Below are 11,940 nucleotides of genomic sequence, written 5' to 3'. Positions count from 1 at the left end.
GGCGCCTCGCTATACTTATCCACATCACCGCATCCCCCCGGAGTAACGCCATGCTCAAGGCCGCGATTGTCCTGATGCTGTTGGCCACGATTGCCAGTCTGTTCAGTGGCCTGGTGTTTCTGGTCAAGGATGATGAAAACTCGACCCGCCTGCTCAAGGCCCTGACCGTACGGGTCACCCTGGCAGCCTTGACCATAGGCCTGGTCGCCTGGGGCTTGATCAGCGGTCAACTGGTCTCCCACGCCCCTTTCTGAAGCGCTCACCCACCCCTACAGGGTTTTCGTATTCACAACACATAGACAAAGATGAATAACCCCACCCACACCACATCGACGAAGTGCCAGTACCAACTGGCTGCCTCGAAGCCGAAGTGTTTTTCTGGGTTGAAATGCCCGCGCAGAATACGCACGAACATCACAATCAGAATGATCGTGCCCAATGTCACGTGGGCACCGTGAAACCCGGTAAGCATGAAGAACGTCGCACCGTAGATCCCTGAGCCCAGTGTCAGCCCCAGCTTGGTATAGGCCTCGTGGTACTCGAAGGCCTGCAGCGCGATAAAGCTGATGCCCAGAACAATGGTCAGCGCCATCCAGAATTTCAGCGGCCCGCGGTGGTCACGGCGCAAGGCGTGGTGGGCAATGGTGATTGTCACACTGGAACTGACCAGCAGGATGGTGTTGATCAGCGGCAGATGCCACGGGTCGATCACTTCCTTGGGCGGCGGGAACAGCTTGGGGTCGGGGGTGTGCAGTAGCGGCCAGGTGAATTCGAACGTTGGCCACAGCATGTGCGCAACACCTTTGGCCCCTTCGCCTCCCAGCCACGGCCCCGCCAGTACGCGGACATAGAACAGCGCGCCGAAGAACGCCAGGAAGAACATCACTTCAGAGAAGATGAACCAGCTCATGCCCCAGCGGAACGAGCGATCCAGCTGCGGGCTGTACAACCCGGCGCGGCTCTCCTTGACCACTGACCCAAACCAGCCGAACAGCATGTAGGCCAGAAACAACGCACCCACGAAGAAGATCAGCGGCCCGTGCGAATCCGGGTGGCCCGCCTTCATGTCGTTGAACCAGGTGCCCAGGCCGAATACCGTGATGAACATGCCGATGGTGGCGATGATCGGCCATTTGCTCTGCGCCGGAACGTAGTAGTGCTCATGACTTGCCATTGCTGTTCTCCTTCCCTTAACGGGCGCCCTGGACGTCCTGCGCCGCAACGTGCGCGACCGGCGGGTGGCGAGCGGTGATGTCGAACAAGGTGTAGGCCAGTGTCAGGTGCTTCACGCTGGCCGGCAGGTCGCGGTCGACGATGAAGCGCACCGGCATCTCGATGCGTTCGCCGGGCTGCAGCACCTGCTGGGTAAAGCAGAAGCACTCGGTCTTGTGGAAGTAGGCCGCGGCCTCGGCCGGGGTAATGCTGGGTATTGCCTGCGCACTCATCGGCCGGTCGGTCGGGTTGTGGGCAATGAAGATCATCTGGTTCACCGCCCCCGGGTTGACCTCCAGCTGGTCGGCAGTGGAGTAGAAGTCCCAGACCATGTCGCTGGCATTGGTCGACATGAACTGCACCCGCACAGCACGCGTCGGGTCACTGACCTGGCTACCTTCGTATTGGCCGCCGGTCTTGCCGTTGATACCGAACGCTTTGCACATGACGTCGTAGATCGGCACCAGCGCGAAGCCGAAGGCGAACATCACCACCGTCAGCATCAACAGGCGCGTTACCAGGCGTTTCACCGACAGGCCGTTCATGGCGGGTTCCTATTTCACTTCCGGGGGTGTCTGGAAGGTGTGGTAGGGCGCAGGCGAGGGTATCGACCACTCAAGGCCCTCGGCGCCATCCCAGGGTTTGGCCGGTGCCGGCGCGCCACCGCGGATGCACTTGATGACAATGAACAGGAAGAAGATCTGCGTGGCGCCGAACATGAACGCGCCGATCGACGACACCATGTTGAAATCGGCGAACTGCAGGTTGTAGTCGGGGATGCGCCGTGGCATGCCGGCCAAGCCTACGAAGTGCATGGGGAAGAAGGCCATGTTCATGCCGATGAACGACAGCCAGAAGTGCAGTTTGCCGAGGGTTTCGTCGTACATGTGGCCGGTCCATTTCGGCAGCCAGTAGTAGGCCGAGGCAAAGATGCCGAAAATTGCACCAGGCACCAGTACGTAATGGAAATGCGCCACCACGAAGTAAGTGTCGTGGTACTGGAAGTCCGCCGGGGCGATCGCCAGCATCAACCCGGAGAAACCACCGATGGTGAACAGGATGACAAAGGCGATGGCGAACAGCATCGGCGTTTCGAAGGTGAGCGAACCTTCCCACATGGTGCTGACCCAGTTGAATACCTTCACCCCGGTGGGCACGGCAATCAACATGGTGGCGTACATGAAGAACAACTCACCGACCACCGGGATGCCGACCACGAACATATGGTGGGCCCAGACGATGAATGACAGGAAGGCAATGGCGCCGGTGGCATACACCATCGAGGTATAACCGAACAGCGGCTTGCGCGAGAACGCCGGAATGATCGAGCTGACCGCACCGAAGGCGGGCAGGATCATGATGTACACCTCAGGGTGACCGAAGAACCAGAACACATGCTGGAACAGCACCGGGTCACCGCCACCTGCGGCACTGAAAAAGCTGGTACCGAAGTGGATATCCATCAGCATCATGGTTACCACGCCGGCCAGTACTGGCATCACCGCAATCAGCAGGAACGCGGTAATCAGCCAGGTCCAGACGAACAGCGGCATTTTCATCAGCGTCATGCCGGGGGCACGCAGGTTGAGGATGGTGGCAATCACGTTGATCGCCCCCATGATCGAGCTGATACCCATCAGGTGGATGGCGAAGATGAAGAAGGTGACACTGGCTGGCGCATAGGTGGTGGAAAGCGGTGCGTAGAACGTCCAGCCAAAGTTCGGCCCTCCGCCCGGGCTGAACAGCGTCGAGACCAGCAGCAGGAAGGCCGCCGGCAGCAGCCAGAAGCTGAAGTTGTTCATCCGTGGCAGTGCCATGTCGGGCGCGCCGATCATCAGCGGAATCATCCAGTTGGCCAGGCCGACGAAGGCCGGCATCACCGCGCCAAACACCATGATCAGGCCATGCATGGTGGTCATCTGGTTGAAGAACGCCGGTTCCACGATCTGCAAACCCGGCTGGAACAGCTCAGCGCGGATCACCATGGCGAACGAGCCACCCAGCAGGAACATGATGAAACTGAACCACAGGTACATCGTGCCGATGTCTTTATGGTTGGTGGTCAGCACCCAGCGCATCAGGCCCTTGGCCGGGCCGTGCGCATGGTCGTGGCCGTGGGCGTGGTCGTCGATCACTGCACTCATGTCCTGTCTCCTGCAATCCATTGATTGCCGCGAGTAACCCGGTTCACTTGGCTTCTGCCTGCTTCAGCGCCAGCACGTCCTTCGGCGTCACCATGTCGCCTTTGTTGTTGCCCCAGGCATTGCGCTCGTAGGTGACCACAGCAGCGATGTCGACTTCCGACAGCTGCTTGCCGAAAGCGGCCATGGCCGTGCCGGGCTTGCCATGGAAGACAATGCTCAGGTGGCCTTCCTTCGGCCCGGTGGCAATCTTCGAGCCTTTGAGCGCCGGGAACATTGGCGGCAGGCCCTGGCCTTCGGCCTGGTGACAGGCCACGCAGGTGGTGTGGTAGACCTTGTCGCCTCGCGCCACCAGCTCTTCCAGGGTCCATTCCTTGCTGGTCAGCTCCTTGAGCTTGGCGGCTTCAGCCTTGCGCTCGCCAAGCCAGGTGTCGTAATCGGCCTTGGACTTGACCTCGACCACCACCGGCATGAAGCCGTGGTCTTTGCCGCACAGCTCGGTACACTGGCCGCGGTAGATGCCTGGCTTTTCGATCCGGGTCCAGGCTTCGTTGACAAAGCCTGGGATGGCGTCGCGCTTGACCGCGAAGGCTGGCACCCACCAGGAGTGGATCACGTCGGCAGCAGTGACCAGAAAGCGCACTTTCGCGCCCACCGGCAGCACCAGCGGCTGGTCGACTTCCAGCAGGTAATGCTCATCCTTGGGCGCCTTGTTGTGGATCTGGTCGGTGGGGGTGGCCAGATTGCTGAAGAACTCCACGTCCTGGCCCAGGTACTTGTAGTGCCATTTCCACTGGTACCCCGTGACCTGGATGTCGATGTCCGAATCGCTGGCATCGTAGATGTCGATCAGCGTCTTGGTGGCCGGGATGGCCATGGCCACCAGGATCAGGAAGGGAACTACCGTCCAGAGGATTTCCACCCAGGTGTGCTCGTGGAAATGCGCAGCCTGCTGGCCGGTGGAGCGGCGGTGGATGACCATTGACCAGAACATCGCGCCAAACACCACGATGCCAATGATCACGCAGATCCAGAAGATGGTCATGTGCAGGTCGAAGACGGCGTTGGAGACTTCCGTCGCCCCTGGGTGCATGTTCACGGTCCAGGCGGCGTTTGCCTGGCCAAAAACCGACCACAACAGGAGGCCCATCCAGACATGTGGATGTCGCATCATTGCGGGTTCCCCTTCTAATTCTTGTTGTCCCGGAGGCGTGGCCTGCGGCAAGAGGGAACGGCGGTCAAGACTGCATGGCTTCGACGACCGAGCCCCTGCTAAAAGCAGTCGGGCCTCATCAACGAATCACGTTCACCGGGAGTATAGACAGCGACCAATGGCACGCAATGAAGCCTGTGAAATGAACTTCACGAAATAGCCAGATAGCCTGAAAACCGCGCGCTTGAGAGGTCATGGCTAAATAATGGCATCTGGTTATGCCAGACATAGCACACGTTTGCGCGGTTTATAACAAATACGTCTTAGGTATTCTGTATACCGAGCTAATTTAGTGTCTTCCGTTTGAAACGTAATGTCCCTGGAGTTGTCATGAACATCGCTGCTGTACGCGAGCAGGTAAGCCAAGCCCATCAACATGAAGGCCAGACCGGCCAATTGAAACAGCGTCTCGAGCTGCAACTGCCCCATCTGCACCCCTCGATCCAACTGCCTGAGCAGGACGCCCAGGGTACTTTGGCGCGCTTCGTCAGCGCCTACATCGATCAGGTTCCGGAACTGCTGGAGGCCGCCCACGAGGTCGCCCGCGAAGCCGGGATCGAATCGCAGATCAAACCTGTACTGAAAATTGCCGAAGCCTACTTCCTGCAGCCGCCCAGCGTGATGCAAGGGCATGTAGGCCTGGACTGCCTGCTGGATGAAGCCTACCTGGCGCACCGCCTGGTGGAAGAGGTGAATGACTTGTACATTCGCTACTTCCAGCAGCCGTTGATTCCGGTCGACACCACGGTCGCCAACCTGATTGCCCACCAGTTGATTGGCGAAAGCTTTGCCAACCAGCTGGATGAAGTGGTGCACCACTCGGTCGACGAAATGCTCAATGACGAGAGCTTTGCGGTTGAATCGGTGGAGGCTTATCGAGAGAAGCTGAGCAGCCCGGCAACTGGCGAGGCGTGGAAGCGCTGGCCGTGCCTGTCGCGCCAACTGGGTGTCGAGCTGGGTCAGCCGGCCTGATAGACCTGTAACGGCCTAGGTGCATCGGTGGTTCGGCGCAGGCCGTCGTAGGAGCGGGTTCACCCGCGAAAGGGCCGGCCCTGCTGGCCTATCTCCACCCGCCGATCACCGTTGCCGCCGTTACCGTATTCGCGGCTAAACCCGCCCCTAAACATGCATCGGTGGTTCGCCACAGGCCGTCGTAGGAGCGGGTTCACCCGCGAAAGGGCCGGCCCTGCTGGCCTATCTCCACCCGCCGATCACCGTTGCCGCCGCTACCGTATTCGCGGCTAAACCCGCCCCTAAACATGCATCGGTGGTTCGCCACAGGCCGTCGTAGGAGCGGGTTCACCCGCGAAAGGGCCGGCCCTGCTGGCCAATCTCCATCCGCGGATCACCGTTGCCGCCGCTACCGTATTCGCGGGTAAACCCGCTCCTACGCCCCAACCCCCGCCGTAGTCCGCAACCGCCCCTCGATCCGACGCTTCAGGCGCCGCTGCTCTATCAGCAACCGTGACCCATTGGCAGAATTGCTGCGGCTCCAGTCCTCCAGCAACTCAAGGCACGAGTGGTCGATATAGCTCAGGTTCCCCAGCGGCACATGCAGCGTGGTGCCCGCCGGTACGGTATCCAGCACCTGGGTCAGCGCCGGCACCTTCAGGAAGGTCGCCGCGCCACTGAGGCGCAGTTCCATGTGCCCATCCTTGGCCAGGCTCACCAGGTTGATCTTCAGCCGCGCCGCCTTGAACGCCAGCTTCAGCAAGGTCAGGGCAAAGCCCAGCAGCACACCGGTCAGCAGGTCGGTAAAGATGATCGCCAGCGCAGTCGCCGCGTAGGTGAACATCGGCATGCGCCCATAACGGCCCAGCCCGCGAAACGCCTTGAAGTCGACCAGTTTGACCCCGGTAAACACCAACACCCCCGCCAAGCTCGCCACCGGGATCTGCTGCAGCACGCTGCTCAGCGCCACCACGAAGGCCAGCAACCACAAGCCATGGAAGATTGCCGAGGCCCGGGTTTGCGCCCCGGCCTGGACGTTGGCCGAGCTGCGCACGATTACCCCGGTCATCGGCAGGGCACCCAGCACCCCGCACAGCATGTTGCCGATGCCCTGAGCCGACAGTTCGCGGTCGAAGTCCGAACGCTGGCCGCTGTGCATGCGGTCCACTGCTGCGGCCGACAGCAAGGTTTCGGCGCTGGCAATGAACGCCAGGGCAAAAGCGGCGACCAACAGAGCAGGGTCGGCCAGCTGCATCAGGTCCGCCGGACGAAGCCAGTCGATGGCCTCGGACAGGTCGGCCGGGACTTGCACGCGGTTCACCGGCAAGGCCAGCCACAGGCTGATAGCGGTCATGCTGGCCACGCCGAGTAATGCACCCGGCACGAAACGCAGCCGCTGCGGCCGCAAGCGCTCCCAGCCCCACATGATGGCGATGGTCCCCAGGCCCAGCGCACCGGCCATCCAGCCGGCGCCGGTGCTCTCCTGTGGCAGGGCTGCCGACAACGTTGCCGGGAACGCCAGCAGGTTCTGCAGGCCCGACGGTTGCGGCGCGGTGTCGAACATCACATGCACCTGCGAAAGCACGATCAACACGCCAATCCCGGCGAGCATGCCGTAAACCACCGCCGGCGCGGTCACGCGGAACCAGCAGCCCAGGCGCAAGCGACCGGCCAGCAACTGCAACAGGCCGGCCAGCAACAGGATTGGCCCGAGCATGGCCATGCCGTGCTGGCGTACCAGCTCGAACACCAGTACCGCCAGACCGGCAGCGGGGCCGCTGACCTGTAGCGGCGACCCAGCAAGGAAACCGACGACAATGCCGCCGATAATCCCAGTAATCAGGCCTTTTGCCGGCGGCATGCCAGAAGCGATCGCAATGCCCATGCACAACGGCAGGGCCACCAGGAAGACCACCACCGACGCCAGCAACTCACGCGGCAGGGCCGCTTTCAACTGTGTAATGTTCACCGTGTTTCTCCTTTCTCTAGTCGCACGGCCATTCCCCTGGCCGTGGGCACGTTTGCCCCTGACAAGCGCGCAGGCGCGGGCCGCCAGCGAGCACGCCGGCAGGGCAGTCAGGGAATTCAAGGCAGCCGAATGCCGTGCCACACCCCTGCAGGGTGCAGCCGGCTATCAAGGTTCTAGCGGCGGACGGGTCGCTTAGTAGCGGCCTCTCGGAGTGGCGCAGGGAACGGGTTCACCCGCGGCCAAGGGCAGGAAGCTGTCGCTGGCGGCGTCGTAGGCTTCGATCTTGCTGGTCTCGATGTCGTACACCCAACCATGAATGAACAGCTCACCGGCTGCCAGGCGCGAAGCTACCGAAGGATGGGTGCGCAAGTGATGCAGCTGGGCGATGACGTTCTCTTTGGTCAGCACTTGCATCGTCTCGTGTTCGCTGCCGCAGGAGCAGTTGTTCTCGACCACGGTGCGGGCCACTTCAGCGTGGCGCAACCAGGCGCCAACGGTAGGCATCTTGGTCAGCGACTGCGGGTTGAGTACCGCACGCATGGCGCCACAGTCAGAGTGGCCACAGATGATGATGTGGTGAACTTTAAGCGCCATTACGGCGTACTCGATGGCGCTGGAAACGCCGCCGTTCATCTGGCCATAAGGCGGTACCACGTTACCCACGTTACGGGTCACGAACAGGTCGCCTGGCGAGCTCTGGGTGATCAGCTCGGGAACAATGCGCGAATCGGCACAGGTGATGAACATGGCGCGTGGTGTTTGCGCGGTGGCGAGCTTCTTGAACAGCTCTTGCTGATCTGGGAAAACATCATGGTGAAAGCGCAGGAAGCCGTCGACGATGTGCTTAAGGGCAGCATCGGCGCTTTCCGCGGGGACCTGCGGTACGACCTTGGATGGGTCCTTGACGGGCATGATTCATCCTCTTGACGGTGTGTAGGTAAATCCATTTTACCGGTGAAAGATTCAGGCTATGCAGGGTTTTAGATGACACGCACGGGCCATAGATCACAGTCGCTGTGGACTTATTACCTACGCTAGCGGGGAAAACTTAACTGAAACTTAATTCGAAGGCTCTAGAACGGGCGTTCCAGATGAAAAAGGCGGGAACTGGATAATAGCAAAAAAACATCAGCTGCCAATATGTATTAGCGCAATTATTGGTTGTTATTAGTTGCGTTGTGAGCAATGCGCAGCCCTTGGTGGGGCGGGTTCATGTCAGAACAGCGCCATCTGCCCACCCGGCGGGCAGAACGCCGAGCAATCCAGCGCCTGCGCCTCGCGCCCTTCGAAGTCCAGCCGTTTCATTGCCTTGGCAAAGCGCTGCGCCAGCAACTCGGCAAACACCCCTTCACCACGCATGCGCACACCGAACCGGCTGTCATACAGCTCGCCACCACGGCTCTGGCGGATCAGGCTCAACACATGCGCTGCCCGCTGCGGGTAATGATCCTGCAACCACTGCTCAAACAACGGCGCCACCTCCAGCGGCAGGCGCAGCATCATGTACGCCGCACTTTGCGCACCGGCCTCCTTCGCCGCCTCCAACAGGCGTTCCAGCTCACTGTCGTTGATCATCGGAATCATCGGCGAACACAAAACACCCACCGGTACGCCCGCTTCACGCAATACCCGGATGGCCCTCAACCTCGCACCGGGTGAGGCCGCTCGGGGTTCGAGCACGCGCTTGAGGCCGTCGTCCAGCGTGGTCAGGCTGATCATCACTCGTGCCAGGCGCTGGCGGGCCATCTGGGCCAGCAGGTCGAGGTCGCGCAGCACCAGTGAACCCTTGGTGACAATGGTCACCGGGTGCCGAAAACGCAGTAACACTTCGAGCAAGCGCCGGGTCAGTAACTGTTCCCGCTCAATCGGCTGGTACGGGTCGGTGTTGGAGCCCAGATTGATTGGCGCGCACACGTAGCCCGGTTTGCTCAATTGCTGTGCCAGCACCTCTGCGGCGTTGGTCTTGGCAATCAGTTTGGTCTCGAAATCCAGGCCGGGAGAAAGGTCCCAGTAGGCGTGTGAGGGGCGGGCATAGCAGTAGATACATCCATGTTCGCAGCCACGGTAGGGGTTGATGGAGCGATCGAAAGGGAGGTCGGGTGAAGTGTTGCGGCTGATCACCGACTTGGCTGTCTCGATCCGCACCTCGGTACCCTGGGTTTGCGGCACTTCCTGGTACCAGCCATCATCTTCCGCCACCGAATGACCAGGGGCAAAGCGGTTGTGTGGGTTGTGCGCCGTGCCACGGCCCTTTTGCGGTGCTGGAGGAATCATGGCTCACCTGAATACTGTATTCATATACAGTATCGCGCATGCCGGGATCTTTCCAGCACCTCTGGTCTGACTACTTCAGGCCATGCCAGCTGAGATACGCTGCCTGGCTCGATTGCCGCCCGAGAAACGCCTCGATGCCTTCACGCAATGGGCGCGATGCCCCTGGGGCGAACAGTGCTTCCTGCAGTGCCCGCCCCGTGGCTCCGTTCAACAGGCCCTCGGCTTCGAAGCGGGTGAATACATCGAAGGCATGCACATCCGACCACAGATAGGCGTAGTAACCCGCATCGTAGCCGTTCACAAGGTGGTCGAAGGCATGCGCCGGATGTTCAAAGTCAGCGAGTGGCCAGTAACCGCAACGCGCGCGGGCATCACCCAGTCGCTGTTCAAAGGTCCTGCCATCGTTTGGTGTGCCATGCAGGTCCATGTCGAACAGCGCCAGGCACAGATCACCCGCGATCTCCTCCACGCCCTGCTGCCGTAGCTGCCGCAGGCACTCATCGGCTTGCTCGCGGGATAGTTGGTGGCCGTCGTGCGTGCGCGCCGAGATCGCCACCAGGTAGTCCGCGTCCCAGACCCAACGTTCGAACAGCTTGCCGAACAACTCCACACCATCGGTGCCCAGCTCGGTCACATTGGACATGACGTGGTTCGTCGTACGTACCAGCAGGTGGTGCAGGGCATGGCCGAATTCATGGAACAGCTTGCGCAGTGACAAATGATCGAGCAACGGCTGCGAACCTGACAGCGCTTGCGGCACATCACTGAACACCACCACCGAGGCTGCCTGGCAGATACCCTCTGCATCGACCCGGCGATTCCTTACATAGGTGGTGAACACCGCGTCTGGCTGCTTGCCTGCGTGTTGCACGGCATCCAGATACAGAAAGCCAATGAAAGCGCTGTCCTGCCACACCTCGAACGGCTGCACGCTGTCATCCCAGACAGGCAGCGCTTTGGGCTGCAGCACTGCACCAAACAACGTCTGCGCCAATTGCTGCAACGCACTGACAACGGTATTCAGCGGGAAATAATCGCGCAGCGCTTCGGCAGGAAACTCGCTGCGCGAAGCACACTGCAGGTACTCGAAATCCCAGGGTTGGGGTTTGCCCAGGCCCTGCTCGGCAGCCCAACACTCCACCTGCGAACGCCACCGCAACATGGCAGGTCGCACATGATCGGCCAGATCGTGGAGAAAGCCGCGCACCTGGGCTACCGAACCCGCACTCTTCACCTGCAGGCTCTGCTCCAGATGGCCGGAATAACCGAGCAGGAGGGCCTTCTCCTCAAGCAATTGCGCCTGTTGCTGCAGATACATGCGGTTGTCCTGTTGCCGATCATGGCTGACGCCACGGGCGTGAAAAGCCCGGTACACACGCTCACGGAGCTGGCGGTTGGCAGCATGTTTGAGCACCTCACGCGTAGTCACCGTGTCACACGCAATCAACCACCCCTGCTTACCTGCTTGCTGTGCGCTTGCAGCCAGTTCGTCACGTACCCGCTGCGGGATGCCGCTCAGCTCCGCTTCATCGGTGATGTTCAACCCAGGCCGGTCGATGTTGCTGCGGAACGCCTCGCGTGCAGTGCCAATCTGCGTTTGAAGGTCTGCCAGATGCGCTTTGCCTGCGGTGTCGAGTAACGCCCCGCTAGCGACGAACTTGTCCAGGTGCCAACGCAAAGTGGCACGCTTCCCGACATCCAGTTGCTTGCCGATGTCACTGCCGGCCAAGCGTGCATACAGATCATGCAAAACCGTGTTGGCGAATTTTTGCTCGAAGCGCGCCGTCACTTTCCCGTAGAAATCAATGATGGCGTTGGCCCACGCCGTATCCCGGCCGACCAGTGGTGAGGCGGCATACAACACTGCCAGCAGCCGGCTATCCAGCCCATCCAACGCCAGCACCATGTCATCCCAGGTGGGCATGGCCCGCTGGTCCAGGATGATGCGTTCGACACCTTGCTCGTGCGCCAACAGCACGGCAGCGAACGCCGCCTGCATGTTTTCGAGGGTGATGGAAGAGTAATCGACGGGGATATGGCTATCTTGCAGAAGAGGGTTGGCCATGGTGCATCACCTTGCTGATAGATATGAGCAAGAGAGCTTGCATGGCCCGCGTGCGCCAGGTGGCCTGACTATCTAACACCTGTCCATGCCTGCCCGGGCATTGCACCCGGGCGGC

General features: G+C 60.8%; 10 protein-coding genes. 2 read left to right on the top strand and 8 right to left on the bottom strand.

What is annotated here, in order from left to right; translation table 11 throughout:
* Positions 1-50 precede the first annotated feature (50 nt).
* On the top strand, positions 51-254 hold the full coding sequence (locus LMH93_RS00625) for a twin transmembrane helix small protein (protein WP_003253030.1): 204 nt from the start codon (positions 51-53) through the stop codon (positions 252-254).
* A gap of 32 nt (positions 255-286) precedes the next feature.
* Here LMH93_RS00625 and LMH93_RS00620 read toward each other — a convergent pair whose 3' ends face one another.
* From LMH93_RS00620 to coxB, 4 genes are read right to left on the bottom strand one after another with little or no spacing between them, the layout of a single operon-like run.
* The gene (locus LMH93_RS00620) at positions 287-1,174 is read right to left on the bottom strand and encodes a cytochrome c oxidase subunit 3 (RefSeq protein ID WP_003253033.1); all 888 of its coding nucleotides are present in this window, start codon (positions 1,172-1,174) and stop codon (positions 287-289) included.
* Between the two features lie 16 nt (positions 1,175-1,190).
* Positions 1,191-1,757 (bottom strand): cytochrome c oxidase assembly protein, encoded by a 567-nt coding sequence (locus tag LMH93_RS00615; protein WP_003253035.1) that lies wholly within the window; start codon positions 1,755-1,757, stop codon positions 1,191-1,193.
* A gap of 9 nt (positions 1,758-1,766) precedes the next feature.
* A complete protein-coding gene (gene ctaD / locus LMH93_RS00610; protein ID WP_003253037.1) occupies positions 1,767-3,356 on the bottom strand; it encodes a cytochrome c oxidase subunit I in 1,590 nt (529 codons plus the stop codon).
* Between the two features lie 43 nt (positions 3,357-3,399).
* On the bottom strand, positions 3,400-4,527 hold the full coding sequence (coxB, locus tag LMH93_RS00605; RefSeq protein ID WP_003253039.1) for a cytochrome c oxidase subunit II: 1,128 nt from the start codon (positions 4,525-4,527) through the stop codon (positions 3,400-3,402).
* Positions 4,528-4,896: 369 nt separating this feature from the next.
* On the opposite strand from coxB, the gene LMH93_RS00600 reads away from it, so the two are divergent.
* Positions 4,897-5,538: a hypothetical protein gene (locus tag LMH93_RS00600; protein ID WP_064615135.1), complete on the top strand. Its 642-nt coding sequence runs from the start codon at positions 4,897-4,899 to the stop codon at positions 5,536-5,538.
* A gap of 415 nt (positions 5,539-5,953) precedes the next feature.
* Here LMH93_RS00600 and LMH93_RS00595 read toward each other — a convergent pair whose 3' ends face one another.
* The 4 genes from LMH93_RS00595 to LMH93_RS00580 all read right to left on the bottom strand — a co-directional run bounded on the left by LMH93_RS00595 (position 5,954) and on the right by LMH93_RS00580 (position 11,825).
* Positions 5,954-7,486, bottom strand: coding sequence for a SulP family inorganic anion transporter (locus LMH93_RS00595; protein ID WP_004575261.1), 1,533 nt, complete (start codon positions 7,484-7,486; stop codon positions 5,954-5,956).
* 192 nt (positions 7,487-7,678) lie between these two features.
* Complete coding sequence (locus LMH93_RS00590) at positions 7,679-8,398, bottom strand: carbonic anhydrase (RefSeq protein ID WP_003253046.1); 720 nt, start codon at positions 8,396-8,398, stop codon at positions 7,679-7,681.
* A gap of 303 nt (positions 8,399-8,701) precedes the next feature.
* On the bottom strand, positions 8,702-9,760 hold the full coding sequence (locus LMH93_RS00585) for a PA0069 family radical SAM protein (RefSeq protein WP_185279857.1): 1,059 nt from the start codon (positions 9,758-9,760) through the stop codon (positions 8,702-8,704).
* A 70-nt stretch (positions 9,761-9,830) separates the two neighbouring features.
* A complete protein-coding gene (locus LMH93_RS00580; RefSeq protein WP_185279856.1) occupies positions 9,831-11,825 on the bottom strand; it encodes a M3 family metallopeptidase in 1,995 nt (664 codons plus the stop codon).
* Positions 11,826-11,940: the final 115 nt, after the last annotated feature.

Source organism: Pseudomonas sp. CIP-10 (genome assembly GCF_020911845.1).
Classification (GTDB): Bacteria; Pseudomonadota; Gammaproteobacteria; order Pseudomonadales; family Pseudomonadaceae; genus Aquipseudomonas; species Aquipseudomonas alloputida.
Note: the sequence above shows the minus strand (reverse complement) of the source record. Positions and strands in the feature narration are given on the sequence as shown.

Excerpts from the sequence above, each read along its gene's own strand:
- LMH93_RS00625 (WP_003253030.1), top strand. The coding sequence starts at position 51 with ATGCTCAAGGCCGCGATTGTCCTGATGCTGTTGGCCACGATTGCCAGT.
- LMH93_RS00620 (WP_003253033.1), bottom strand. The coding sequence starts at position 1,174 with ATGGCAAGTCATGAGCACTACTACGTTCCGGCGCAGAGCAAATGGCCG.
- LMH93_RS00615 (WP_003253035.1), bottom strand. The coding sequence starts at position 1,757 with ATGAACGGCCTGTCGGTGAAACGCCTGGTAACGCGCCTGTTGATGCTG.
- ctaD (WP_003253037.1), bottom strand. The coding sequence starts at position 3,356 with ATGAGTGCAGTGATCGACGACCACGCCCACGGCCACGACCATGCGCAC.
- coxB (WP_003253039.1), bottom strand. The coding sequence starts at position 4,527 with ATGATGCGACATCCACATGTCTGGATGGGCCTCCTGTTGTGGTCGGTT.
- LMH93_RS00600 (WP_064615135.1), top strand. The coding sequence starts at position 4,897 with ATGAACATCGCTGCTGTACGCGAGCAGGTAAGCCAAGCCCATCAACAT.
- LMH93_RS00590 (WP_003253046.1), bottom strand. The coding sequence starts at position 8,398 with ATGCCCGTCAAGGACCCATCCAAGGTCGTACCGCAGGTCCCCGCGGAA.
- LMH93_RS00585 (WP_185279857.1), bottom strand. The coding sequence starts at position 9,760 with ATGATTCCTCCAGCACCGCAAAAGGGCCGTGGCACGGCGCACAACCCA.
- LMH93_RS00580 (WP_185279856.1), bottom strand. The coding sequence starts at position 11,825 with ATGGCCAACCCTCTTCTGCAAGATAGCCATATCCCCGTCGATTACTCT.